The organism is Lysinibacillus sp. NPDC097162 (assembly GCF_044762185.1).
In the GTDB taxonomy this organism is placed as follows: domain Bacteria; phylum Bacillota; class Bacilli; order Bacillales_A; family Planococcaceae; genus Lysinibacillus.
In genome coordinates, this window is the sequence record NZ_JBIWDT010000001.1 from 377,269 (window position 1) to 402,406 (window position 25,138).

23 protein-coding genes, 2 pseudogenes and 1 other annotated feature are annotated in these 25,138 nt (G+C 35.4%); of the genes and pseudogenes, 20 read left to right on the forward strand and 5 right to left on the reverse strand.

What is annotated here, in order from left to right; genetic code table 11:
- Positions 1 to 132 precede the first annotated feature (132 nt).
- The 3 genes from ACIQXW_RS01740 (at position 133) to ACIQXW_RS01750 (ending at position 2,656) form a co-directional block, all read left to right on the forward strand.
- Positions 133 to 555 (forward strand): stage III sporulation protein AH, encoded by a 423-nt coding sequence (locus ACIQXW_RS01740; RefSeq protein WP_402762408.1) that lies wholly within the window; start codon positions 133 to 135, stop codon positions 553 to 555.
- A gap of 110 nt (positions 556 to 665) precedes the next feature.
- Positions 666 to 925 (forward strand) — a binding site (T-box leader).
- A 64-nt stretch (positions 926 to 989) separates the two neighbouring features.
- A complete protein-coding gene (locus ACIQXW_RS01745) occupies positions 990 to 2,216 on the forward strand; it encodes an MFS transporter (RefSeq protein WP_402759543.1) in 1,227 nt (408 codons plus the stop codon).
- A 26-nt stretch (positions 2,217 to 2,242) separates the two neighbouring features.
- A complete protein-coding gene (locus ACIQXW_RS01750; RefSeq protein WP_340825655.1) occupies positions 2,243 to 2,656 on the forward strand; it encodes a GNAT family N-acetyltransferase in 414 nt (137 codons plus the stop codon).
- 234 nt (positions 2,657 to 2,890) lie between these two features.
- On the opposite strand, the gene ACIQXW_RS01755 is transcribed toward ACIQXW_RS01750, so the two are convergent.
- Complete coding sequence (locus tag ACIQXW_RS01755; RefSeq protein ID WP_402762411.1) at positions 2,891 to 4,063, reverse strand: MFS transporter; 1,173 nt, start codon at positions 4,061 to 4,063, stop codon at positions 2,891 to 2,893.
- 323 nt (positions 4,064 to 4,386) lie between these two features.
- The gene (locus tag ACIQXW_RS01760; protein WP_402759545.1) at positions 4,387 to 5,397 is read right to left on the reverse strand and encodes an alpha/beta fold hydrolase; all 1,011 of its coding nucleotides are present in this window, start codon (positions 5,395 to 5,397) and stop codon (positions 4,387 to 4,389) included.
- 134 nt (positions 5,398 to 5,531) lie between these two features.
- Between ACIQXW_RS01760 and ACIQXW_RS01765 the strand changes: the two genes are divergently transcribed.
- The 5 genes from ACIQXW_RS01765 (at position 5,532) to ACIQXW_RS01785 (ending at position 10,976) form a co-directional block, all read left to right on the forward strand.
- Entirely contained in the window at positions 5,532 to 6,422 is an 891-nt protein-coding gene (locus ACIQXW_RS01765; RefSeq protein WP_402759546.1) for a LysR family transcriptional regulator, read from the forward strand.
- 171 nt (positions 6,423 to 6,593) lie between these two features.
- On the forward strand, positions 6,594 to 7,847 hold the full coding sequence (locus ACIQXW_RS01770) for a DUF445 domain-containing protein (protein WP_402759548.1): 1,254 nt from the start codon (positions 6,594 to 6,596) through the stop codon (positions 7,845 to 7,847).
- 345 nt (positions 7,848 to 8,192) lie between these two features.
- Complete coding sequence (locus ACIQXW_RS01775) at positions 8,193 to 8,630, forward strand: DUF5412 family protein (RefSeq protein ID WP_340825650.1); 438 nt, start codon at positions 8,193 to 8,195, stop codon at positions 8,628 to 8,630.
- Between the two features lie 342 nt (positions 8,631 to 8,972).
- Entirely contained in the window at positions 8,973 to 9,884 is a 912-nt protein-coding gene (locus tag ACIQXW_RS01780) for an EamA family transporter (RefSeq protein ID WP_401019057.1), read from the forward strand.
- 99 nt (positions 9,885 to 9,983) lie between these two features.
- Positions 9,984 to 10,976 carry a zinc-dependent alcohol dehydrogenase family protein gene (locus ACIQXW_RS01785; protein ID WP_402759550.1) on the forward strand — a complete coding sequence of 331 codons (993 nt, stop codon included), beginning with the start codon at positions 9,984 to 9,986 and terminating at the stop codon, positions 10,974 to 10,976.
- A gap of 136 nt (positions 10,977 to 11,112) precedes the next feature.
- Here ACIQXW_RS01785 and ACIQXW_RS01790 read toward each other — a convergent pair whose 3' ends face one another.
- A complete protein-coding gene (locus ACIQXW_RS01790) occupies positions 11,113 to 12,033 on the reverse strand; it encodes a LysR family transcriptional regulator (RefSeq protein WP_340825644.1) in 921 nt (306 codons plus the stop codon).
- 140 nt (positions 12,034 to 12,173) lie between these two features.
- Here ACIQXW_RS01790 and ACIQXW_RS01795 point away from each other — a divergent pair, with 140 nt between their 5' ends.
- Together ACIQXW_RS01795 and ACIQXW_RS01800 are read left to right on the forward strand one after the other, a co-directional pair.
- Positions 12,174 to 12,686 (forward strand): GNAT family N-acetyltransferase, encoded by a 513-nt coding sequence (locus ACIQXW_RS01795; RefSeq protein ID WP_402759552.1) that lies wholly within the window; start codon positions 12,174 to 12,176, stop codon positions 12,684 to 12,686.
- 28 nt (positions 12,687 to 12,714) lie between these two features.
- The gene (locus ACIQXW_RS01800) at positions 12,715 to 13,629 is read left to right on the forward strand and encodes a DMT family transporter (RefSeq protein WP_402759554.1); all 915 of its coding nucleotides are present in this window, start codon (positions 12,715 to 12,717) and stop codon (positions 13,627 to 13,629) included.
- A 182-nt stretch (positions 13,630 to 13,811) separates the two neighbouring features.
- Here ACIQXW_RS01800 and ACIQXW_RS01805 read toward each other — a convergent pair whose 3' ends face one another.
- Positions 13,812 to 14,510: a YczE/YyaS/YitT family protein gene (locus ACIQXW_RS01805; RefSeq protein ID WP_402762414.1), complete on the reverse strand. Its 699-nt coding sequence runs from the start codon at positions 14,508 to 14,510 to the stop codon at positions 13,812 to 13,814.
- A 189-nt stretch (positions 14,511 to 14,699) separates the two neighbouring features.
- Here ACIQXW_RS01805 and ACIQXW_RS01810 point away from each other — a divergent pair.
- The 3 genes and pseudogenes from ACIQXW_RS01810 to ACIQXW_RS01820 form a co-directional block, all read left to right on the forward strand.
- Positions 14,700 to 14,757, forward strand: a pseudogene (locus ACIQXW_RS01810) (hypothetical protein); the annotation flags it as partial.
- Positions 14,758 to 14,940: 183 nt separating this feature from the next.
- Positions 14,941 to 15,507, forward strand: a complete 567-nt coding sequence (locus ACIQXW_RS01815; RefSeq protein ID WP_402762417.1) for a LysR family transcriptional regulator substrate-binding protein — start codon at positions 14,941 to 14,943, stop codon at positions 15,505 to 15,507.
- 75 nt (positions 15,508 to 15,582) lie between these two features.
- Positions 15,583 to 15,978 (forward strand): DUF5071 domain-containing protein, encoded by a 396-nt coding sequence (locus ACIQXW_RS01820; RefSeq protein WP_402759556.1) that lies wholly within the window; start codon positions 15,583 to 15,585, stop codon positions 15,976 to 15,978.
- Between the two features lie 152 nt (positions 15,979 to 16,130).
- Here the strand turns inward: ACIQXW_RS01820 and ACIQXW_RS01825 are convergent, their stop codons facing one another.
- Positions 16,131 to 16,712, reverse strand: coding sequence for a TetR/AcrR family transcriptional regulator (locus tag ACIQXW_RS01825; protein WP_401019049.1), 582 nt, complete (start codon positions 16,710 to 16,712; stop codon positions 16,131 to 16,133).
- 214 nt (positions 16,713 to 16,926) lie between these two features.
- Between ACIQXW_RS01825 and ACIQXW_RS01830 the strand changes: the two genes are divergently transcribed.
- From ACIQXW_RS01830 to ACIQXW_RS01860, 7 genes and pseudogenes are all read left to right on the forward strand, one after another.
- On the forward strand, positions 16,927 to 20,034 hold the full coding sequence (locus tag ACIQXW_RS01830; RefSeq protein WP_402759558.1) for an MMPL family transporter: 3,108 nt from the start codon (positions 16,927 to 16,929) through the stop codon (positions 20,032 to 20,034).
- A gap of 158 nt (positions 20,035 to 20,192) precedes the next feature.
- Positions 20,193 to 20,744, forward strand: a pseudogene (locus ACIQXW_RS01835) (GNAT family N-acetyltransferase).
- Between the two features lie 122 nt (positions 20,745 to 20,866).
- Positions 20,867 to 21,310 carry a MarR family winged helix-turn-helix transcriptional regulator gene (locus ACIQXW_RS01840; RefSeq protein WP_402759560.1) on the forward strand — a complete coding sequence of 148 codons (444 nt, stop codon included), beginning with the start codon at positions 20,867 to 20,869 and terminating at the stop codon, positions 21,308 to 21,310.
- A 1-nt stretch (position 21,311) separates the two neighbouring features.
- A complete protein-coding gene (locus ACIQXW_RS01845; RefSeq protein ID WP_402759562.1) occupies positions 21,312 to 22,355 on the forward strand; it encodes a threonine aldolase family protein in 1,044 nt (347 codons plus the stop codon).
- Between the two features lie 146 nt (positions 22,356 to 22,501).
- Positions 22,502 to 23,002 (forward strand): sigma-70 family RNA polymerase sigma factor, encoded by a 501-nt coding sequence (locus ACIQXW_RS01850; protein ID WP_402759564.1) that lies wholly within the window; start codon positions 22,502 to 22,504, stop codon positions 23,000 to 23,002.
- On the forward strand, positions 22,999 to 24,249 hold the full coding sequence (locus ACIQXW_RS01855) for a DUF4179 domain-containing protein (protein ID WP_402759566.1): 1,251 nt from the start codon (positions 22,999 to 23,001) through the stop codon (positions 24,247 to 24,249). Before ACIQXW_RS01850 ends, ACIQXW_RS01855 begins: the two co-directional genes overlap by 4 nt.
- A 127-nt stretch (positions 24,250 to 24,376) precedes the next feature.
- Positions 24,377 to 24,850 (forward strand): DinB family protein, encoded by a 474-nt coding sequence (locus ACIQXW_RS01860; RefSeq protein ID WP_402759568.1) that lies wholly within the window; start codon positions 24,377 to 24,379, stop codon positions 24,848 to 24,850.
- Positions 24,851 to 25,138: the final 288 nt, after the last annotated feature.

A 25,138-nucleotide genomic window follows, 5' to 3' on the forward strand; every position in this document is an offset into this window, starting at 1 on the left:
CAACTTAATATGTAATGCTCACAGTCTACTATAAAATATGGTATTTTAGAGTGAATGCTATAATTTGGTTATTGATGGCAAAGAAGGTATTGTGATAGCCAATCAAAAAATGAGGGGGATTTAAAATTGATAATGATTACAGAAAAAGTTGAAGGAAAACGATATCAACATCTTATCGAGTTTTTAGCAACAAGATGTAACCGTTTTGCGTTCGTAGAGAATAGACAATTAATGGATGATGAACAATTGAGACTAGCCTTTGTTGATGAATTAATAGCAGAAATTAAAGACCAGATTATCGAAAGAAAAATTCAACGAAAGTGGGAGACAACAGTGCTGGGTGAAGGTACAGCATATATTTATTATTTTCATTTAAATAACGTTACCACACAATTTCTAAAGCAACGTAGCGACTCACTTTTTGGGTGGATTACACCGGAATTACCAGAGGATTTAATGTTTTATCAAGATGATCAATGTCTACTAGCAGCATGTTCGCACGAAGGTTTTTTTAGGGTTGATGAAAAAATATGGGATAGTTTCTTATTGAACTAACACGGAAGAAGCATATTAGTTCAATAAAAATAAGTTGGGTTTTAATAATAAATAGCCGTTTTTGTATTGAATTTCGATTTAAAATAGTATAAGATTTACAAAATTACATATAAAAAGCTATGAAAAGAAGAGTAAACATGCGTACTATCTACAGAGACCTCTGGAAGCTGAAAAAGAGGGATAGGAAATGTGTTGAAACAAGCCTTGGAGCTGTGCATTGGATTTGTAGGAACAATGATGATGCAACGTCTTCTCACGTTAACGAGATAGAGTATCGCTGGTGACTTATTCACACAGCTGTACTTGATAAGGCTTCTGCAGCAATGTAGAAATGAACTGGGGTGGCACCGCGATATGACTCGCCCCCAAGATAAAAATCTTGGGGGTGAGTTTTTTTATTTTGTTTAACAACAAATAAAATAGGAGTGGTGATGATGTCCAGATGGAAATATCCTTTAATACTATTAGGGGGAATAGGTATTTCAAATGTCGGTGCTTGGGTTTACCTAATCGCACTGAATTTAATTCTATTGAATGAAACAGGTTCCCCACTTGCAATTGCTTTTTTATATATACTCGGCCCCATTGCAACGATTTGTTCGAATGCTTGGGCAGGAAGCTTAATTGATCGGGTTAATACACGGCTTCTAATGATGGGTTTAGATATTTTCAGAGCAATCTGTATTGCGTTAATACCTTTTTTACCTTCATTTATTTACGTGTATGTACTAGCGTTTATCATTAATATGGGAAGTGCTATTTTTCAACCTACCTCTATGGTTTACATGACGAAACTAATACCAGAAAAAGATCGGCAACGTTTTAATGCACTACGTAGTTTTATCAACTCTTGTGGTTCACTAATAGGCCCTGCCATTGCTGGGATTTTATTTTGGATGGGTACCCCATATACCGCCATCCATATCAATGCAGTCGCTTTATTTTTTTCAGCACTAATTATAATGATGCTACCTAATGTTGAAACAAAACTCAAAGAAACAGAAGTGCAAAGATTTACGTGGGATTTAATAAAAAATGATTTTCGGGTTGTTATTAATTTCAGTAAGGGCAATACCTTTATCACAAAGATATATTTATTATTTAGTGGTACTACGATATTCATGACTGCAATAGATTCTCTCGAGGCAGCCTTTGCTAAAGGTGTACTTTTAATATCAGACACCAATTATGGGTTTTTATTAAGTATTTTTGGAGCTGGCATAATAATTGGATCAATTATTAATTCAGTATTTTCGAAACAACTGGCAGTTAATCTATTAATAGGTATTGGTACCATTTTTACATCAATAGGTTATCTCGTACTTTATAGTTCGAACGGCTTTTTTAGTGCAGCACCTAGTGTATTTTTAATAGGATTTGCTGTAACGTTTGCTAATACAGGATATTTGACGTTCTACCAAAATCATGTTCCTGTAGGGATGATGGGAAGATTCGGAAGTATATTTAGTGTTATAGAAGCAGGTTTCATTGTTGCTTTAACAGTTTTAATAGGTTTAGCTGCTGAATTAACGTCAATCCGTCCTATAGGGTTAATAGGCTCGATCGCCTTTTTCTTATTAGGGTTAATAGCATTGAAGGCTGTAACAGCAGCAAAACGGCAGGAGTATTTTAAAAAAGAAGTTTCTTCTTTAAACAGTTAACGAATCACAAATAGGAGGCGAAAAAAATGAAATACATTGAATCAGAAAAGGTTACGAAAGAGGAAAAAGAACATATTTTTCAACAGTTATTAAAATACAATCTTGAGAACATTGAAGATAAATTAGTAAAAGATATTGGCCTATTTGTAGAGGATGAAGAAGGAAATAGAGTTGCAGGTTTAATTGGTGAGACACATGGAAATTGGTTAGAAGTAGAGTATTTATGGGTAAGTGAAGAACTGCGAGGTCAGCATATTGGTACTGAATTGATGAGGAAAGTTGAGAAGATTGCTATTAATAGAGGATGCAAATACGCCTTCCTCAATACGTTTAGTTTTCAAGCACCTGATTTTTACGTCAAGCTAGGCTATAAAGAAGAATTTGTACTTCATGATTATCCGCTAACGGGTAAAAGATATTATTACACAAAAAATCTTTAAGATTCAATCGTTGCAACAATAATTGCTCGTGCAAAAATGGGGGTGTTAATTGAAAAAGTACATAGTTGCATTTACATTGAAATGCGTGGTGTAAAAATTGACCGCCAGAAGATTGAAATATTAAAATTTCTGCTATTATAAAAACACCCTACCTATATTTGAATATGCCGATGATTAACCTGGTATTTCAATATAAAGGAAGGGTGTAGGCATATTGGGGCTATTTCATTTTCTTTAGAGATGAATAGTAGTTTTAATTCCACTATTCATTTTTTTAAAAAGCAAGATGGCAAGAAGTAAAGCGATGCTTACAGCACCCAAACCAACCCAATTCAAAGTTAGAATAGAGGTACGACTGATGACAAGCCCACCTAATCCAGATCCAAGCGCAAAGCCAAATTGAATAAAGGACGTATTTACGCTTAGGGCAATGTCCGGATTTCGAGGCACTAGAGTGAATAGAAAAAGCTGTTGGGCAGGGGAAATACTCCATGTTGCTAACATAAAAATCATTAAAACGAAGATCAAGACAAAGAGATTGACTCCAGCTATAGCGAATACAATAAGCGTTAGTCCCTGTAAAAGCAATCCGAGACAAATTGTGAATCTCGATCCTTTTGCATCTGCCAATTGCCCGCCCACTCTTGATCCGATGAAGCTGCAGATTCCTGCCAGGAATAGAATGCCACTAATTTCAGTTATGGAAAGAGTAGATGTGGCTTGCAGGAAAGGCGTAATATAAGTAAATAGTGTAGCGTATCCACCAATATAAAATAAAGTAATAGCCAAGGCAGTTAAAATTTTTGAATCTTTTAAAATGGAAAGCTGCATCCTTAGGGTAACAGCTTCTTCCTCTTTGATTACCGGAACCTTTTTATAGATGAAAAGCAATGGAAGAATGGTTAATAAACCAATCAAAACAAATAAAACTCTCCAACCAAAAATCTCGCTAAAAAATGTGCCGATTGGAACACCTAGCACGAGTGAGCTGCTTAGGCCCATCAAAATAATACCAATAGTACGGCCTCTTTTTTCTTTTTCCACTAGTCGAGTAGCTACTGCCATGGCTACCACTGTAGCGATTCCTCCGCTAACCCCTTGAATTATTCGTATCAATAATGCTGTTTCATAAGAAGGGCTTATAAACATTAGTCCATTGCTAGCAATGAACACACTTAGAGTAACCAAAAGCAACTTTTTGCGGTCAACATTTATCGTAAGAGCGATTAAAATTGGAGCGACAATGGCTGCTGCGAGAGCAAATACAGTCACCAATAACCCAGCTTCAGAAATAGATACTCCAAAGTCTACGGCGGTCATTTCAATTACTCCTGTAATAATGTATTCAACAGTTCCGATGAGAAAAACAGCAAGTGCTAGCACATAGATGATCAGATTTTTTTTCAGCTCAACCACCCCTCCTCTAGTTATCTATTTGCAATTGGAATTTGTATTTCCAGTAATAGTGCTTCTTCTGTTGTAGATAATGGTAAATATATTTCTCTACCAAGTTCGTTCCTAAATCTGATAGTTATTTTTCACAATCTATTTTGCTAAAGCAACACAGGCTGTACAAGCAAAGTTCCAATCTGATCATAATAGTGAATGTTTTTAAGAATACTTTACTTAGCCTAGTAAACTTACTGGTTTTTAAAAAATATCACTCTCAATCTATAACATAATGGAAGTAGACAGCTTCCCATGCAAGGGAAATCAAGTGTTTGAAGATTTTATTCAAGTAGTAACATTTTTAGGTTTTTATCTATAAATACGGAATCTGGATCATGCTGTCCAATTCCTGCGCAATGCCCCCACTTCGATTCAATCGGGAGAAAGTGGGCATTTGGCATTTGTTGTACCTCATATTTGTTGTCCTGGGGGGGAAAGAAAAGATCTGTACTTCCTGGCATGACCAACGCCCGTGCTGTAATCTTACTTAAAGCAAGTTCAAAATCGCCGTCATATGCTGGATTTGCGCAAATATTGCCAGTCATTCCGGTACGTAACATGGTGATCAGGTCATTGGCATCAAAGGTCAAAAACACTTGATCCCAGTAGTCTACAAGGTATTTCTCGAGTGTTTGGTAGCCTTCTTGCTGATAAAGCTGTTCCAAATAATAAGCCTGCGAGAAGCCCCAAGCTGCATAGACTCGCCCCATGGCTGCCAATCCTGCTGTAGGTTGCTGTGTGTAAAAGCCATTCTTCCAGTTAGAATCAGCCTGAAGGGCAGCAATCATTCCTTCAAATACAACCTTTGCATGTGGTCGGGTCATGGCAGTACCACCGAATGGAGCGATTCGTTCGATCATATCGGGATAACTTGCTCCCCATTGAAAGGTCTGCACAGCACCTAGTGACCAGCCAACAACGAGTGCAATTTTTGTAATACCAAACTTTTGAGTAACCAATTGATGCTGTAGTCGCACGTTATCATAAATCGAAATTAGTGGAAAATTCGCTTGATGATAAGGTGGTGGCGTATTGCTTGGTGAAGAGGATAATCCATTGCCAAGCATATTCGGTATGATGATGAAATACTTTTCTGGATCCAGTGCCTTGCCAGTTCCAATTAGCCATTCATTATCGGTATGTAGACCTGCAAACCAGGTAGGATAAACAATTACATTATTTTTTTCTGCATTTAGTGTTCCGTATGTTTTGTAGGCGAGAATGGCATTTGGCAGAGTGTCACCAGATTGCAACAAAATATCACCTAGTTCGTAAAGTTCATAATCTTTCATGTAAAAAACTCCTTTTCATAGTTAAAGATGGATTGCCTTTCTTGTGATAACTGTACGATGGTGCTATTGTTAAGTCAAAGAAACGTTTTTGAATAGAACGTTCATTATTTTTGAACTAAGGGGTGGTAGGTAAGATGGAATTACGCCAACTAAAGACCTTTTATACGCTTGCTTCCACACTCAATTTTAGCCGCGCTGCAGAAGTGCAAAACTATGTCCCCTCAACGGTTACGATGCAGATGAAGGCATTGGAGGAAGAACTAGGTGTCAAGCTAGTGGACAGACTAGGTAAAAAAGTGATTCTGACAGATGCAGGGAGACGTTTTCTCGGCTATGTAGCAGACATATTGAGTGAACTTGAAGAAGCGCAGCATGCCGTTAAGCAATCTGGCGAGGTGACGGGTACGGTGATCATCAGTGCGGATGAAACATTGTGCGCGTATCGGCTTCCAGCAGTACTACGCCGCTTTCGCTTACGCTATCCAGGAATTCGACTTATGTTTCGGCCGCTTGCTCATTCGAACCTTAAACAGAGCTTGCGGGAAGGGGACGCGGATATTATTTTTATGCTTGATGAGGACAAGGGTGAAATAGGATTTTGCGGAGAAAAAATGCTGGATGAGCCCTTTTATTTATTGGCATCACCTGATCATCCTTTGGCTGCACGTACTGAGTTAGTTATTGGTGATTTTAATGGTGAGACCTTTTTGTTGACGGAGAAGGGATGCTCCTATCGCACGTTTTTTGAACGAAGTCTTTCGCAAAAAGGCATGGGTGGAATTACCGAATTAGAATTTAACAGCGCCGAGGCGATTAAACAATGTGCGATAATAGGAATGGGCATTGCCATATTGCCTGAAATGGCCGTGACAGCAGAAGTAAGTAGGGGAGAATTGGTCCCGTTGCCGTGGGATTTGACAGCCACATCATTTGCAACCCAAATGTTTTGGCATGAAGAGAAATGGATTTCGCCTGCCATCGAGGCTTTTTTGAACTCGGCTAGAGATACTCTTTTGAATAGTTGACGTTATAAAATTTTATTTTTATAAAGAATTTAATATTAGTTTCGGTGAACAATATCATAAGTAAGTGCGGTTTTTAAAAACAGAGGAAAAACGACAAATGTAAATACTAAAATTCAAAATTTAATTAAAACAAATTTGTATCAAGAATAATTTAAAAGGTTGATTACATTGATGAAAAACGGAAAAAAATCAAATTATTTAGCGAAAATTTCTTTAGGCGTTATGGGTGCAGGTTTTCTTATAACGATTCCTTTTCAAGAGACCTTTATGGGTCGATTATTGCAAGGTGGATTTGAGGCAGGATTAGTTGGTGGACTGGCAGATTGGTTTGCTGTTACAGCTCTTTTTCGACATCCTCTGGGTATCCCGATTCCACATACGGCATTGCTTCCAAAAAACCGAGATAGAATGATTACAGCTCTTATATCTATGCTTGAAAAAGATTGGCTGACTAAAGAAAGTATTATAGCGAAAATCAAACAAATTCAATTTGCAGATAAACTCCTACAAATTGCTGAGAAAGAATTGTCAGCAGCAACTTTGAAAAGAAGAATTAGTTCGATTCTTAAGGAGATAATCAGCTTTGCAAATTTAGAAAAAATAGCTCCGTCTATTGAAAAAGAGGTAAAGGAATATCTTCACGCTTTAAAAGTAGAAAAAATTCTTCAATCTACGATTACCCTAGCACTAAACGAAAAATTAGATGAAAAAGCTTTGAACTATAGCTTGACAGAAATCGAAAAGTGGATGTCAAAAGAAGAGACAAAGCAAAAAATAGGAGTAATAGCCAAACAATTACTTGATAATATCGAAGCAGAGGGTTTTTTAAAGTTGGCTATTAGTTCTTTTCGCAATTTAGTAAATGAGGAAAAGTTAGGGAATATGCTTCAACCATTTATTCTTAAAAGAATCACTCTTTTACAAAGAGAGGATAACCCATATAGGCATTTGATTCTTTCCCGAATTCGCGAAGAGTTAGAAGGCTTACCTGATAAGGAAGAATTAATGGTTGAAATTAATAATTGGAAGGATACACAAGTAAACAATTGGAGCTCGATAGATCAAATTACTGAGATTTTAAAGCAACTACAGAAAAAGTTGATAGTTCTAGCTGAAGATGAAGAATTTATTGAAAGGTATATCATTTCATTTATTCGAAGCTTTATAAATAACATACTAGAAACACCTAAGAAAATGGAAAGTATTGAAAATTGGATTCAAAATCAAATTATATATTATCTTGATAAGAACCATTCAAAAATAGGCGTTCTTGTGAAAGAAAATCTGGAAAAATTGGATAACGAAACACTTATTAATATGATGGAAAATAACATTGGTAAGGATCTACAATGGATACGAGTGAATGGAGCTGTATGCGGATTTTTCATAGGCATTATCTTAACGATTTTGAAAACTATTTTATAAGATAAATTAGTAAGGATCTCTCAGGAATACGTTACTGAATACTTAAGTAACATTTCATTTAAAGGAGTGCGATTGTTCAATTAGAGCAATCGCTTCTTGTGTTAACGAGGCAAGTTAGCTGAAAAGGGAAAATGGAGAAATGTAAATAGAAGAGTTGTTAAAAGGTGGGATATTGAAGGAATTATTATATGAAATGATTGTGTTTGAGCTTAAGAAAGGAGGATTATTATTTTAATTTTATTCGGTCTCTTAATTGCATTTATAACTATTATTTTATTTTTAATTTTATGTACTAACATAATAATTGCCTTCATTAAAAAGAAACCTTTTCCTAAAAAAATGCTGTTGGCAACGCTATCTGGGATTGCTTTAGTTTCGTCCATTTATCTATATGAAACATATTTTTTTACATTTAGTGAAATAGACAGAGAATTCGTCCAAAAGGGACCCGGACCTGTCATATCCCCTACAGAAAAGTATACTGCTAATGCTTATTACGAGCCATTTGGTGGTGCAGCAGGTGGTGTTAATGTATGGGTGGAAATTACAAATAATATTGAGAATGATAAAGTACAAATTATTTATTATAGTGATGCAAAAAGTAATTTTGCTATGAAGTGGCTCGATACAGATACCCTGTACATTCTTAATGATGAACCTAATTTTCCGAATTCAAATAGAAGTATCGAATTAAAAGTTGAAAAAGAAATTTATCATGAAAATGGGTTGGCTTGTAAAAGCTTGTTAATGAAAGATGATTATGAGACTTGCTATCAAGACTAATTTTTCTTATTCCACCAATGGGGTCCCAAAGCCATAAGGCGCATTTTATTGGTCTCTTTAGTACTAAGGATGTACTTAAGTGGATTAGTTAAACGTGGTTCCTTTAACTAATCATAAAAGTTTAATGAAACTTATTAATCAATTATTATTCTAAAGCTATTGTGCAAAATAACTCAAATAGTGTTGACACTTAGAAAATATTTGAATATAATTGTCCTAATTTTATAAGCAAACATTCACGAGTTCGTGAGTGGCGGAATTTTGTAGAGTTTTAACTCTGTTTCATTCGCTCGTCGTCTATTTATAGACGACGAGATTTTTTATTTTTTGGAGGGATTTTTTTTGGAAAAATTGAAGTTTTCTTTAGTGGTTTTATTAGGTGCCTGTAGCTATGGGGTCCTATCTTCCATTCTAAAAGTTGGATTTTCAAACGGATTTACCTTTCCTGAACTTTTAGGTGGACAGTATGTATTTGGCTGGTTTGGACTATTATTACTCGTTATTTGTTTTTCACGTCATAAAGTATCTTTTAAAAATATATTATCACTGTTAGCAGTTGGGATAACAATGAGTTTAACAAGTATTTTTTACGGGCTATCTGTAAAAGAACTACCTGCATCTATTGCTATTGTGTTGTTATTTCAATTCACATGGATGGGTGTTCTAATTGAAGCAATTGCTAATAAAACTGTTCCAAGTCGTGAAAAGGTCATTTCGATTATTATCTTATTTGTAGGAACGTTGTTTGCTGGAGGGGTATTTGAAGGATTAGGGCAGCAATTATCTATTAAAGGAATAATATTTGGGTTACTAGCAGCTATAACCTTTTCTCTCTATATATTTGCAAGTGGACGTGTTTCCACCGAAGTACCAATCTATTCAAAAAGCTTTCTAATGACAACGAGTGCAACACTATTTGTTTGCTTAGTTTTCCCCCCGACTTACTTGATTGATGGTACACTGCAGGCTGGATTATGGAAATATGCATTAATCCTAGGTTTCTTTGGTGTCGTAATACCAGTCATTTGTTTTTCCACTGGTATACCAAAAGTCGGGACAGGCCTTGGAACAATTTTAGGAGCTGTCGAACTACCAACAGCGGTTATCGCGTCTATTACTCTTGTTCATGAAGTCGTTTCTCCTTTGCAATGGCTTGGAATTGTTTGTATTTTATTAGGTATTTTTATACCACAAGTGTTAGAAGTACGAAAAGAAAAGAGGCTAACCCGTCTTTATGAAACTACAGAGATTTAAAGTGATGTCTACGAAACAAGCTTAACTTGCTAAAATAGACTGGTCGTAAAAGAATCTATTGTACTCAAACTTTTTCAAAATGTAAGGAGCCTTAATAATATGGATGCAAAGTATATTGAATTCAACGAATTTGGCTGTCCTAAAGAAGTGTTAACAATTGAATATAAAACGATTGAACCACCTAAAGATAATGAAGTGCTTGTAAGAATGTTGGTTCGACCTATTAATCCTTCTGATTTAATTCCAATTAGAGGATCGTATGCGCATCGTATTTCATTACCAAACATACCTGGTTATGAAGGAGTTGGGATTGTAGAAGATGTAGGTCCTTTTGTTTCGAAAAATCTTATTGGTAAACGAGTATTACCTTTACGAGGGGAAGGTACATGGCAAGAGGTTGTAAAGACTTCGGCAGAATTTGTCGTTCCTATACCTGATTCTATTGATGATTTTACAGCTGCCCAAATGTATATCAATCCAGTTACTGCGTGGGTGGTTTGTTCGGAAGTTTTAAAGTTAAAACCAAATGATGTTTTATTAGTGAATGCATGTGGTTCTGCTATTGGACATGTTATTGCGCAATTTGCTAATATTTTGGGTTTTCAATTGATTGCAGTGACAAGAAATAATGACTATACAGAGGAATTACTTCAACTTGGAGCTTCTGCTGTAATTGATACCTCAAAAAGTGCTCTAATTGAAACCGTTATGGAATTAACAAACGGAATGGGTGTAGATGCTGCAATCGATTCTATTGGAGGTACAGATGGCAATGAATTAGCTTTCAGTGTCCACCCTAATGGTCAATTTTTAACTATTGGTCTTTTATCTGGGATACAAGTAAATTGGGCAGCTATTGTCAATCAAGCAAAAGTGAATGCGAATATATTTCATTTACGGCATTGGAATAAAAATGTCTCAACAAGTAAATGGCAAGAAACTTTTAATCATTTGATAAAGCTAATAGAAGGAAAAAAATTACGTTTAAAAATGGTCGATTCGAAGTATGACTTGTCGGATTTTAACAAGGCGATTGACGCTGTTGAATCGACTAAAAAAACGAATGGAAAAGTATTTTTAACAAGCTACTGATATTTTTATACAATCAGCTGGGCACTATCTTATAAAAAAACTGAGTTGCATGTGCAGCTCTTTTTTTAGATTAATGAATGTTTGACTGGGGCTTTACTACGCATCATAGCGCTCTTTCAGTAAAAGAAAGAGCGTTTTAATTTTCTTTAGGCATCGATTTTTCCAATGCTAATTTTACAAAGTCGAGATATATTAGAAGCTCTTCTGGCAAAAATACATCATTTCGCTTCACATATCCTACTTGAATTAGATGACTTTCTTCTAATGGAATCGAGATGACGTTGGGATTCATATAATTATTCACGATGCAACCTGTTCCAAGGTTATATCCATTCGTATTAGACAATAGGTTATTCATCGTGCCACGATCTGTTACATAGACTAGCTTTTCAATATTATTGACATGGAGTGTTTCTTCTGCAAAATGTAAAAGCATATCATCCTGCTGGTAGCTTAAATAAGGATAGTCTCGTAATTGTTCAAATGTAATCGTTTGAAAATGAGCTAAAGGATGTTCTTTGCGTAAAAAGACGTGCTGCTTCAATGAAGTCAGTGGAGTAAATAGTAAAGCTTTGGAGATGAAATGACGGTCAAAAAAGTGTTTATTTAATTCGCTTACAGATAAAATACCAATAATACTTCTGCTTGAATAGATGTCATCAATAACGTCTGTAGATTTACCTTCACGAACTGCCAGCTCATATTTTCGTTCTTTAAAATGTTCCATTAAATTCGCAACAGCTTCAATTGCAAAGCCATAATGTTGTGATGAAATAGAAAACTTCGTTAGGCCCATTTTCTTGTCTTTATCAAAATGATGTTTAACAGCCTCCGTTTGTTCCAGTAGCATTTTCGCATAAAACAATAATTCAGTTCCTTCCTTTGTAAACACTACCCCTTTGTTCGTTCGATCTAAAATTGTAATCCCTAGCTCAGCTTCCAAATCACGCACTGATTTACTAATACTAGGTTGTGTTACGAAAAGTGCTGAAGCGGCTTTACTAATTGAATTATGTTTGGCAATCTCTACAAGATAACGAAATTGCTGAAATGTCATTTCCTCACCCACTCTTCTTTTTTTTGCTATAACTTTAGTCTATAGCAAGGGGATAAAAAGTTCAATTTTACCTTATGAATGAAGAGATTTAATATAAAAGGAGGATTACAAATAAAGCGAAAAAGAAAGGGAGAAAAAACATGATAAGAGAAGCAACGCCAAAGGACTTAATGGACATTTTAAACATTTATAATGATGCAATTCTCCATACGACTGCTGTATACACATATAAACCCCAAACTCTGGAAAATCGACAAAGTTGGTATGACCAAAAGATGCAGGAGGGAAATCCCATACTCGTATATGAGCTAGATAAAAAAGTGGTAGGCTTTGCGACATTTGGTCCTTTTAGAGCGTGGCCAGCTTATAAATATTCGATTGAGCATTCTATTTATGTAGATAAAAACTATAGAAAAAATGGAATTGGAACGGCATTGCTTAAAGAATTAATAGCTATTGCAACGGAAAGAGAATACATGACATTAATTGCTGGAATTGATGCTCAAAATGAGAAAAGCATTGATATGCATAAAAACTTTGGCTTTGTCTATTCAGGTACTATTAAAAAAGCAGGTTTTAAATTTAATAGTTGGCTAGATTTAGATTTTTATCAATTAGAGTTGCAAGGTCCTAAAGAACCTGTAGAAGAATAAATCTGTTTGGAAGAAGGGGGAATAAAAGGTGAAGAAGTATTATGTCTTGTTGCTTTCAACTTGTTTATTTTGGGCAGGAAGTTTTGTTGTTAGTAAAACGCTTGTTGAACATGCTTCACCTATCACCCTGACGACTTTGAGATGGATGATCGCCGTCATTTGTCTTGTGCCTATTGTATGGTGGAAAGAAAAAAAGATTTTGCCTCCAAAAAATGCAATACTTCCTTTAGTTTTAATGGGGTTAACAGGTGTTGTTCTATTTAACCTTCTACAGTTTTTAGCATTAGAGCAGACAACTGCAACAAATGTTGGCTTAATATCTACTTTAAATATGATTTCCATCGCTGCTTGTTCCGCTATATTTTTGAAAGAGAAATTGAATATGCTACAAATTGTTGCAATGAGTGTTTCCTTTTGTGGTGTCATTCTTGTACTATCAAAAGGGAAAATAGACTACTTGTTATCATTGAAGTTTAATACAGGAGATTTGTGGATGCTTGCTGCAGTATGTATATGGGGAATTTATACAATTTGTAGTAAGTGGGCTATGGCCAAAACTTCGGCTTTAATGTCTACTTTATACTCAGCTATTTTTGGACTAATAATGCTTTTACCAATAAGCATACCTAGATTTACTGTTTCCCATATAGATACTTCTTTCATTGGTGGAATTCTTTACACAGGCGTATTAGCAACAGTCGTATGTATGCTATTTTGGAATATGTGTGTTTACAATATAGGTTCAACAACATCAGGCGTTTTCCTAAATTTTAATCCAATATTTACTGCCATTTTAGCTTTTCTACTATTAGGTGAAAAAATGAGCTGGATACAAGGAATAGGGAGTTTCATAGCAATAGGGGGATGTTTTTTGTTTTCATACTATACAAAAAAGAGTGATACGACCAAAGATATAGTCGCAAATCAAACCGTTCAAAATTAATAAGAAACAAATGGTGAAGATGCAAACTATAGGTGCCTGAACATTACAAGGGCTCAAGGCATCATAGTTTATCGACCTTCCTCCCGCATCCATCCTTTCAACCTCTATAATGTAGATTTTGTGCTACATAATGGCTTGGCATTGAAATAAAATATGCCTATTTACTAAATGTACATCTACAATTACACATTCTCCTTTTCCTGTATAAATCCATGGGAAGTCCTCTCTGCTTTAAATATCCACTGTTGAAGAGGTAGTTGATATTTTGGTAGTATCCAACCTAAAATTTTACCGATAAAATAGGCGGCAATAAGTGTACCGATTCCAATTGAGCCTAATGAATGAATGAAAATTACACAGATTCCACCAGCCACACAAATATTTATTAAATCGATAGAAATTTTTGCTCTACCAAATTTTATTTTAAATTTTTCACTAATTGCGTAAGTTAACGCATCGTACGGCATTAATGGAAGTTTGACAGTTGTATAACCCATTAACCCGACTGCTATAACAAATAAGCTAATAATTAAAAATACAATTCGAGTAAAGATTGTTTCAGGTGTAGGGAAAAGTTGTACAACAGAGAGCGCTGCATCCATTAAGAACCCAAATAAAAACGAAATTATGAATTGACCTGCAAATTCAGTTAACGCCATTCGTTTGCTTATTATTACTTGAATAATAATGTACAAAACATTTGCAAGTGCCATTGTCACACCAACCGATAAACCAGTCGTTAGTGTACTTGCATATGCTAAAGATGATACAGGCGATACGCCAAATCCTGCTTGAATAGACAGGCTAATACCAATCGACATAAAAAATAACCCGAGCACGTACAAAATGATACGCTTCAAGGTTTTAATCTGATGATTCATCATATCTCTCACTTCCTATTTAATATAAGCACTATATATAGAATTATAATGCCAAATTCAAGATATGAAAAATATATATATGATAAACTAATCATATTAAAAAACATATAACGGAGAGATGAAATGGATTTTCGACAACTATATTACTTCAAAGAAATTGTGAAACAAGGAAGTATTTCGAAAGCAGCAGAAGTGCTACATATCGCAACCCCCGCTTAGTCAGTTGTTAAAAAAGCTTGAAAATGATTTAGGCACAACATTAATTCATCGGTATCGTCAAAAATGGGAGCTGACAGAAACAGGTGAAATACTATATCAATATGCCAATCAAATGTTAATGCAAATGCAAGATGTAAAGCAGAGAATTCAAGAAATTGAACAAGGTATAGGAGGAACAGTAAGCATTGGTGTATCATCTTCATGTTCGAACATGCTTATTGACTATGTCAGTATGTTTAGAACACACTATCCGAATGTTAAGATGAATATAGTAACAGGGAATTCAGAAGAATTATTAAAAAGACTCGAGCAAAGAGAGATTGATGTTGCCTTACTTTTACGCTTGGGCAATAACGAACAGTATGAGATGAAAAAATTAAAAGAACATCCAACCGCTGTGATTATCCCTAAAAGTTGGGCAACATCTTTTTCAGCACAGCATGTGACGATTGAACAGATTGCCCAGTTTCCATTCATAATGCTAGGATCAATGGAAGGCCTCTCCTTTCATGAAGACCTCTTCAAAGTGTTTGATGAACATCAGGTTAAGCCAAATATCATTATTGAGTGTAAAGATTTGAGGATGGTTGAGGCACTTGTTAGTAGAGGATTAGGATTATCCGTTATTCCAAGAATGGATTACACATCACCATTTTTAGAACATACAACGCTTTTTGAATTGAAACAATTTGATTTTCATCTAGAGCCTGTATTAGTTAAATTAAAGGGCCAACAAGTTTCCAAATCGGCATCTCAATTTTGGGAAATGGTTGATTAATTAACTGCGTTTATAGCGCCCAGTTAACGGAGCAGCCGAGTACAATAATAATTGCTATGTACAAGAACCGAAGGAGTGCTGAATTTGGAAGAGTTTGAAGTTTTCCTCCCAAGAAATAAACATGATATCGATAAGGTTGAAGAAATTAAAAAACTGGATAGCAATATACTAGTGTCTTTATTGCCTGAGCTACTCGTATTTACGCAGGATATGAACTGGCCAGTTGCACCAGGCGTATTGGAGATTCTATTAACGTTTCCTAAGGAAATTGTCCCCCATGTGCATGCTGTTTTATCTTCAGATGATGATAACTGGAAGTGGTTTATTCTTCACTTTTTAGTTATTGAATTGCCATTAGAGTCAAGAGGTAAGTTTAAAGGGTACTTAATAAGGGTAGCCCAAAACCCTACAGAAAATGAACTTGCAGAAGAACTTGATGAAATTGCAAAGGAAATTTTAGCAACGCTTTGAAAAAATGACCCAATGAGACTTACCACTACAAAAGATAAACATAAATTGGAAATTCGACGACTTTAATGGACTTAATCCAAATAAATCTCAAGTTGCTAATACAACTTAAAAGAAGCTGCACTCACAGCTTCTTTCCTGATATGTATAGCATTTTATTTCAAAGTATAAGTTTGAAAGCCCTGAATCATAATTTCGCTAACAGACTCTGTTAGCTCTTTTAAAGAACAGACGATTTTTCCTGCTAACCAGTCCTGATACACCGACATTTGCCCACCTACTAAAAAATGAACACGTAACATAAATTCTTGACGTTCTTGTTCGGATTGAATTGTTTCTTTATAACTCATTATTTTCTCTACAAGAACGTCTTTTAGTTTCACTACAAAGCAAGGTGCCTGTTGTACAAAAACTAACTTTCGATAAAATTCAATATCTTGCTGTAAAAAGTCGTTCATTTTAAGTAAAAATGGCATAGGATTTTGAATTAATTCGATGGCTCTAAAATCATTGAGATACTCCAACATTTTCCCCATGATTTCATTTTCAATTTCTTCGATGACAGCTAAGATATCCGCGTAATGGGCATAAAATGTCCCTCTACTTATTTCAGCTTTTTCTACAATATTTTTAACAGTTATCTTTTCAAAATCCTTTTCCAACACTAATTCAATAAATGCGTGCCTAATCATTTTTCTTGATCGAATAGCGCTTTTGTATTCTGCTTTCCCACTCATTTATTTTCTCTCCTAAAATTTTTTTAAAAGTTGAACATTATTATAAGGAAATGTTCAAAGTTGTACATATAGGCGAAAATTGAACATTGCTCCCATTTATGAGGCTAAGTATACTGTATCTATAATCAAAAGTATACACTTGTACGATTTTGTGATGACTTAAAAAAAACAAAATAAACCTTTATTTAGTGAACTGAAAGTGAGAGAGATAATCATGAAGAAAGTAGTGAATTGGCGATTAGCTTCGTTCGTTATATGGATAGCAGTTACAGTTATTATTGTTGCGACGATGCCGAATTTAGATCAATTGGTAAGAGAAAAAGGACAAATTACGATTCCTGAAAGTGCCCAAAGTAATCTAGCGGAGGATATGCTTAATCAAATGGATGAAGGTAATGGAGAAAGTTATCAAATTATCGTTGTCTTTAATAGTGGTAATGATAAAGCATTTACAGAGGAACAAAAAGAAGATGTAGGAAATATAATTGATGAATTAAAAAATAAACGATTACAGCTTGGTATTAATGATATTGTAACGCATTTAGATAATGAACAAACAGCTAATCAACTCATTTCTCAAGATAAAACTACTATCTTAGCACAGCTTTCAGTAGAGAAAATTGATAGGGAAATATCTGAGGTAACAAAGGAACTTTATAAAATTGTAGATAATAAGAAAGTAGACACATATTTGACGGGAAACAGTCTTGTAATGGAAGATTTTGTGCAATCAACGCAAGAAGGCATTAAGAAAACAGAAGTAATCGCGATTATTTTTATTATTGCTGTGCTCATTCTTGTATTCCGATCTCCAATAGTGCCGCTCATCTCCCTTATATCTGTAGGAGTCTCTTATTTAGTATCGCTAGGAATCATTGCGCACTTAGTAAATCAGTTTAATTACCCTTTCTCTAATTTCACGCAAGTGTTTTTAGTCGTAATCTTATTCGGTATCGGAACGGATTATAATATATTACTATTCACACGATTCAAAGAAGAGCTGGTGAAGCAAGAAGATACTTGGACAGCAGTTCGAGTAACATATAAAACTGCTGGAAAAACTGTCCTGTATAGTGCACTTGCAGTGTTTATAGGTTTTATGACCCTTCTTTTAGCGGAATTTAGTTTATACCAAGCAAGTTCAGCTGTAGCGATAGGGGTAGCTGTACTTGTACTAGTTTTAATGACCTTAAATCCATTTTTTATGGCATTACTAGGGAAGAAGATGTTTTGGCCGGTTAAAACGTTTAATGGACATAGTGATAGTAAAATCTGGGGATATTTAGCTAAGACGTCTGTTTTAAGACCTTTACTAGTTCTAGTCTTTATAGCTATTCTGTGTGTTCCATTTGTCATTAATTATAGTAATGCGCTAAATTACAATGATTTGTTGGAAGTAGATGATAGTTTTGCTTCTAAGCAAGGAATCAATGTTATTGAAGCGCACTATCCTTCTGGATTTTCTTCACCAGCTAGCCTTGTTATTCAGTCCGAGGATGCATTGGATAATGCAAAATCATTACAAGCATTAGATGAACTGGCTGAACAAATATCACGGGTCGACGGTGTATCTGAAGTAATGACTGTAACTCGTCCAACAGGAGAAAAAATAGATGACTTATATATTTCAGAGCAAACAAAAGCATTAAATAATGGTCTAGGCGATGCGAATGACGGTGTTGATAAAATAAATACTGGGTTGGCCTCAGCCGAGCAACATTTCAACCAAACAGACACAAGTAGTGTACAAAATATCCAAAAATTAATTAATGGAACAAATGAAGTGAAAAAAGGTGTTTCTAGTTTAGGGAATGCCGTAAATCAATTATCGAACGGTGTAGGTGCTGGCGCAAGTGGTGCTCAAGATTTAGAAAATGGTTTAGCATCTGTAAAAGAAAATATGAATATTTTATCGGTGTCGATGTCACAAGTATTGAATGGTTATACGGAAATCGAAAAGGGTTTAACCTCATATAATACCTATTTTTCAAATATTAGTCAAACCATTGAAAATGCACAAAATGGCTATGAACAAATTGAAGCGTTAATGAACGCTTTAGTACAATCAAAACCAGAGTTGTCTAATGATGTGAATGTACAAACGACACTTGAGATTGCTTCAGCTGGAAAGTGGCAGCTAGGACAATTATCAGAGGAACTACAAGCATTGAGAGCACAGCATAATGAGGTAATGAAATCATTTGGAGAAGCAAATGCTTCACTCGCCAAAGTAAGCACTGGTTTCTCACAATTACAAACTGGTGTGAATCAACTATATGAAGGTTCATCGAGCTTAAAGCAAGGATTGCAATCAGCTGCTGACGGTTCCAGACAAATTGGAAGTCAAACACCTGCCCTTGAGTCAGGTTTGACGACTATTAATGAGGGGCAAGAACAACTACTTACAGGACTAACTGATTTAGCAGATAAAATGCAATCTTTACAGTCGGGATTAACAGAAAGTACGGAAGGCTTAAATGAAATTAGCACAGGTTTAACCGATGCCCGAGATTATTTATCGGGTCTTAGTGAATCAAATGCTTCTGAGAAATTCTATATTCCGCAAGAAGTTTTAGAAAGTGATGAGTTTCAAAAATCGTTGAATATGTATATGTCTGATAATCGAAAAATTGCTAAAATCAGTATCATATTAGACGTTAATCCATATTCAAAAGAAGCAATGACAATTATTAAGCGAGTAGACAACGAAGTGCAGGCTTTTATCAAAAACGGTGAGCTAAGTAATGTGAAGGTAGCAATCGGAGGAAAAACATCTCAAAATGTAGATCTTGAAGAGATTGCGAGTGGGGATTTCACCCGAACAGCAACTATTATGCTAATTGGGATTGGGATTATTCTAATCATCATTACTCGTTCAGTTTTGAAACCAATTTTTATTATAGCATCATTAGTATTAGCATATTTTACTTCACTTGGAATGAGTGAGTTAATAAGTGGCCAATTATTAAATGTAAGTGAGCTAGGATGGAATGTACCGTTCTTTAGTTTCATCATGATTGTAGCGTTAGGCGTTGACTACAGTATCTTCTTAATGATGCGTTATAAAGAGTCGGGAGGTCATTCTACAGAAGCGATTGTCAATGCAGCACGGCATATCGGTGGTGTTGTGATTTCAGCAGCTATTATTCTAGGCGGTACGTTTGCGGCATTGATTCCTTCAGGGGTCATTACGCTAATAGAAGTAGCCATGACTGTTATACTCGGTCTTTTCTTACTAAGCTTTATAATGTTGCCGATTTTAATACCATCGTTGTTAGGGGCAGTGGATCTTATTTCTAGAATTGGCCGAAAGAAGGAGTAACGTAGAAATAACTATTATATGAAATTCGGTTTTTAAATAGTATATTAATGGACTTCACTATCGTGAGGTCCATTTTTTGGCGACAACAGGTGAAGGTTTGGGAGGAAGGGTATTTATGGAAAGTGGAGAATTTTATAAATAAGGAGTGAGGTGTTTGATTGAATAAGATAAAAACCGAAACAGAAAGATTAGTTATTCGATTAATAGAAGAGGAAGATTATTCTACTTGGCTTTCCCAATATTAAAATCGTTTACCTTCTCAGCATAAATACGATGAAGGTAAAATAGATATGAGTATTTGTACGAAAGAATGGTTTCATGATTTAGTTACAGAACATTTTCAACTGGCTGTTGATGACAAAGTATATATATTTGGTGTGTTTAGAAAAGTCGATAATACTCATATTGGCTTTATAGACTTTTCGACAATTATGAGGAGAGAATTTCAATGGGCTAGATTCGGTTATACAATCCATAACCAATTTTGGAGACAAGGTTATGGTAAAGAGGCTGTAAAAGCAGCGATTGATTTAGCGTTTGAAAAATTAAATTATCATCGAATAGAAGCTCACATAAATATTGATAATATACCGTCTATAAAATTGGCAGAAAGTGTTGGAATGGTCTATGAATGTACAAGGAAAGGTTTCATCTACGAGAACGACAAATGGACTGATCACCTAGTCTACTTTATAAACGCAAATCATTGAGTTGCATAAGCAGCTCTTTTTTTATTGAACAAATGATACCTTATTACTTCAAAAAATGTTGACATAGTCCACTAAATTCATTAATATTTGTTGACATAGTCCACAAATAAAGGAATGCGAATATGAACGTAAATGAAAATATTATCGCTGATATACGGCAATTCAATCGGTTTTATACGAATTTACTTGGGTTATTAGATAAACATGTTTTGGATACAGGTTATTCTTTTACAGAGGCACGAGTAATTGTTGAGATTGGTTTGTTGGAACAGTGTATTTCAAACAATTTAGTTGAAAATCTAAATATTGATCGCAGTTACATGAGCAGAATCATTACTAAGCTTAGTAATGATGGACTAATTAGTAAAGAATCATCGATACTGGATAACAGAACAAAATTGATTCGATTGACACCTAAAGGGCTTGCTTTATTTGATCAACTCAATGAGAAATCTGATGAACAAATCGTGAAATTACTGCAAGGTTTGTCACCAATGGAGATTAACGAAATACATGCCTCTATGTTAATGATTCTAAAGAAATTAAATATGTTGGAGGAAATATAAAATGATACGTTTTGAAAGTGATTATGCAGAAGGTGCTCATAAGCAAATTCTGAACCGACTAATCGAAACGAATGAAGAGCAGACACCTGGTTATGGAATGGATGAACATTGTGATAAAGCCAGATCTTACATTCGAAAAGCGTGTGGTGCAGACAAGGCAGATGTGCACTTCTTAGTTGGAGGAACTCAAACGAATACGACAATTATCGCGTCCATTTTGCGTCCACATCAAGGTGCAGTTGCTGCTATTACAGGTCATATTGCTGTACATGAAACAGGCGCAATTGAAGCCACAGGTCATAAAGTACTTACTTTACCGAGTGATGATGGCAAAATTACAGCACAACAAGTAAAAGAATTATATGATGCGCATTGGAATGATGTCACGCATGAACATATGGTTCAGCCAGGCTTAGTTTACATATCTCATCCTAGCGAGAATGGGACGACTTACAGTAAATCCGAATTAGAGGAGTTAAGCAAAGTTTGCCGACAATGTAGTTTGCCATTGGTTATGGATGGAGCTCGATTAGGATATGGTCTTGTGTCCAAAGATAGCGATTTATCCTTAGAAGATATTGCTCAACTTTGCGATGTATTCTATATCGGTGGAACGAAAGTAGGTGCAATGTTTGGGGAAGCAGTTGTCATCGTAAATGATAGTCTTAAAAAGGATTTTCGCTATTTTATCAAACAAAATGGAGGAATGCTCGCTAAGGGGAGACTGTTAGGAATCCAGTTTGAAACATTGTTTGAAGATGGCTTATACTATGAGATTTCTAATCATGCTGTGGAACTGGCGATGATGATCCGAGAGGCATTTGTTGAAGAAGGTTATTCATTAAGATATGATTCGAAAACAAATCAACAGTTTCCTATTTTACCGAATGATGTGTTAACTAAATTAGGTAAGAACTATTCATTTTCCTTTTGGGAACAGTTCGATGCTACGCAAAGTGTTGTAAGATTTTGTACTAGCTGGGCAACTAAAAAGGAAGATGTAGAAATACTAATTGAGGATATTAGGAAATTAAAATATAGCTAAGTTATAGAGGAATCCATTTTAAAGACTTTTTGAAATGGATTTTTTTATTTACCAAATAGTTTATGTCTTCTTACATAATAAATATTTTAAAATATTTGAACGAAGTGAAGTATTTTACAGTCTAATGAAGGAAGGAGGCGAAAAGGATGGAATTTGAAATCACACAGCGTGCTATATGTGGGGATCATCAAGCGATACTTTCTCTTATTGAAATGGATGAAGATATTTTATATCGCATGGCTTTTACATATATGAAAAATGAGCAAGACGCTTTAGACGTAATGCAGGAGCTAGTTTATAAGGCACTTAAAAAAATGCATACCGTTCAACAGCACGAATATGCCAGAACATGGCTCGTGCGTGTCTTAATCAATTGTTGTAAAGATCATTTACGTAAACGCCAACAAACCGTTCAAATTGAAGAATATCACTTATTTGAATGGGCCATTTACTCAGATATTGAGAAATTGTTAGAGCAATTAACCTTATCAGAGCAGCAACTCGTCTATATGAAATATTTTCAGCAACTAAAAAATAAAGAAATTGCCGAACTCAATCATATTCCTGAGGGTACTGTAAAGTCTAAGCTTCATCACATTCTAAAAAAACTTAGAACCTTCGCAAGAGAAAAGGAGGACTGGCTATGAGTAAACTACCGATTGACGTTCCAAAAGATAAACTTCATCAAATCCGAATGGATACATTTCGTAAAGTGAAGAGAGAAAAAAGAAAAAAGAAGCGCATCGTTTCGGTTGCAATCGTATTTTTGTGTTGTCTAAGTCTTTTATTTTCAATTCGCGTATCGCCAACAATTGCAAGTCAAATTGCAAAAATACCTGGCTTTCAAGCGATTGTATCTGCGGTTGCAAGAGATAAAGGGATAAAGGATATAGTGGATAATAATTACTATGAAGAAATCAATGAGACCCAGACAAAAAATGACCTATCGCTTACATTGCAAGGCGTAATTGCAGATCATTCGGGTCTTGTTCTTTACTATGACGCTGATGCTCCATTTGAATTATTTTTGGAGAAAGTCCAATTGTTCCAAGGAGATGATGAAATTGAATGTGGTTGTTCCTTTACGCAGAATGCAAGTAACCAAACAAAGATCTCTTCTTCAGTTGAATATAGTTTTTCAGAGCCAATCGCCTATACTTCAAAGGATTTTAAAGCTGTTTTTCATTTTAATGATAAAGATAAAGGGAACATTGAAATAACAATACCGTTTTCACTACAAAACGAAATCGCACAGGAAAAAGTTTTTAATGCGAATCGTACTGTAGATGTCCAAGGTCAGAAACTTACGATTAAACAAATTCGCCGTAGTCCACTAAAATTGGCACTCGATATTGAAGTTGACGAGGAAAATACAATGCAAATAATAGCACTGGAAGATATTGCAGTCGTGACGGAAAGTGGTGAGCGTAGAGAAACAGATAGAAATCGCTCATCAATATACAGAAATAATTCCAATGGAAAATTCACGGTATATTTGCAAAGTAATTATTTCGATGATCCAGAGTCATTGAAGCTTATAATTGGTGCTGTACAAGCAGTGCCAAAGGGTGAGGATTTTATCGAAGTTGATTTTGCTACACAGAAAATAATTTCAAAACCAGATTATTTAGATTGGGATATATCTGTAGAGCAACAAAGCCTAAAAACTGCAGCAAAGAAATGGGATAATCGCGAGCGCCATATGTTCTTTGAGAGTGCTCTAAAAGCAGATGGCACGGTGTTAGAATTTGCAGGAGGCTCATACTCAGATGATGATGAGTACCTATACGCAACGGAGACCTTTAAAAATTACGATGGTAAAGCGAAAATATTAATAGACTATTTCTTCAATCCTATTGGTCAAAATATTGAATTGAAGATTCCATTAAAATAAATTACAGATGTTCAAAAGGGAGGAAATCCTTTTTGAGCATCTTTTTGACTTAGGTTCATCTTAAGAAAGAGGGGATTCCCATCTCAAAGCGAATGATTAACATTAAGGAAAAGAAGGAGTTGGGTAAATGTTTCACCTAAAAGATGTTTTATCCGATCAGTTGTTAGCGAATGCAAACGATCCAAGCTGGTACGTCCCTTTGACAGAGGCTGTTAAAAATCTGACAGAGGAAGAAGCTTCTTGGAAGGTAAGTGAGGAAAGTAATAGTATTGCTGAAATTGTACAGCATTTACTTTATTGGAATGAAACGTGGCAAACGAGATATAAAGAAAATAGTATACATGCAGTTCAGGCGGTAGGGAGTAATGACAGTACATTTACCATTTCAGAAAATAAAACATTCGTTGAACTTCAGCAACAGCTATTAACAGTCCTTTTATATTGGCAAGAATTATTATCAGAACAACAGCTTGAAAGCGAAGTAAAAGGGTATTTTAATGCAAATTGGTGGCAAGTATTGGGGAATGTGACAACGCATAATGCCTACCATATCGGTCAAATTGTGTATATACGGAAGATGCAAAAGAGCTGGCAGCGATAAGTAAATCGCCGATAAAGCAGGAGAAACCGTCGATAGAAGTTCATGAAACGCCGGTAAAGCAGGGGAAATCGCCGATAGAAGTCCGTGAATCGCCGGTAAGGCAGGAGAAACCGCCGATAGAAGTTCATGAAACGCCGGTAAAGCAGGAGAAACCGCCGATAGAAGTTCAAGAAACGCCGGTAAGGCAGGAGAAACCCGCCGATAGAAGTTCATGAAACGCCGGTAAAGCAGGAGAAACCCGCCGATAGAAGTTCATGAACCGCCGGTAAAGCAGGAGAAACCGCCGAT

Coding starts and splice junctions, on each gene's coding strand:
- ACIQXW_RS01740 (WP_402762408.1), top strand. CDS start 133: ATGATTACAGAAAAAGTTGAAGGAAAACGATATCAACATCTTATCGAG.
- ACIQXW_RS01745 (WP_402759543.1), top strand. CDS start 990: ATGTCCAGATGGAAATATCCTTTAATACTATTAGGGGGAATAGGTATT.
- ACIQXW_RS01750 (WP_340825655.1), top strand. CDS start 2,243: ATGAAATACATTGAATCAGAAAAGGTTACGAAAGAGGAAAAAGAACAT.
- ACIQXW_RS01760 (WP_402759545.1), bottom strand. CDS start 5,397: ATGAAAGATTATGAACTTTACGAACTAGGTGATATTTTGTTGCAATCT.
- ACIQXW_RS01765 (WP_402759546.1), top strand. CDS start 5,532: ATGGAATTACGCCAACTAAAGACCTTTTATACGCTTGCTTCCACACTC.
- ACIQXW_RS01770 (WP_402759548.1), top strand. CDS start 6,594: ATGAAAAACGGAAAAAAATCAAATTATTTAGCGAAAATTTCTTTAGGC.
- ACIQXW_RS01785 (WP_402759550.1), top strand. CDS start 9,984: ATGGATGCAAAGTATATTGAATTCAACGAATTTGGCTGTCCTAAAGAA.
- ACIQXW_RS01790 (WP_340825644.1), bottom strand. CDS start 12,033: ATGACATTTCAGCAATTTCGTTATCTTGTAGAGATTGCCAAACATAAT.
- ACIQXW_RS01795 (WP_402759552.1), top strand. CDS start 12,174: ATGATAAGAGAAGCAACGCCAAAGGACTTAATGGACATTTTAAACATT.
- ACIQXW_RS01805 (WP_402762414.1), bottom strand. CDS start 14,510: ATGAATCATCAGATTAAAACCTTGAAGCGTATCATTTTGTACGTGCTC.
- ACIQXW_RS01815 (WP_402762417.1), top strand. CDS start 14,941: ATGCTTATTGACTATGTCAGTATGTTTAGAACACACTATCCGAATGTT.
- ACIQXW_RS01825 (WP_401019049.1), bottom strand. CDS start 16,712: ATGAGTGGGAAAGCAGAATACAAAAGCGCTATTCGATCAAGAAAAATG.
- ACIQXW_RS01830 (WP_402759558.1), top strand. CDS start 16,927: ATGAAGAAAGTAGTGAATTGGCGATTAGCTTCGTTCGTTATATGGATA.
- ACIQXW_RS01840 (WP_402759560.1), top strand. CDS start 20,867: ATGAACGTAAATGAAAATATTATCGCTGATATACGGCAATTCAATCGG.
- ACIQXW_RS01845 (WP_402759562.1), top strand. CDS start 21,312: ATGATACGTTTTGAAAGTGATTATGCAGAAGGTGCTCATAAGCAAATT.
- ACIQXW_RS01850 (WP_402759564.1), top strand. CDS start 22,502: ATGGAATTTGAAATCACACAGCGTGCTATATGTGGGGATCATCAAGCG.
- ACIQXW_RS01855 (WP_402759566.1), top strand. CDS start 22,999: ATGAGTAAACTACCGATTGACGTTCCAAAAGATAAACTTCATCAAATC.
- ACIQXW_RS01860 (WP_402759568.1), top strand. CDS start 24,377: ATGTTTCACCTAAAAGATGTTTTATCCGATCAGTTGTTAGCGAATGCA.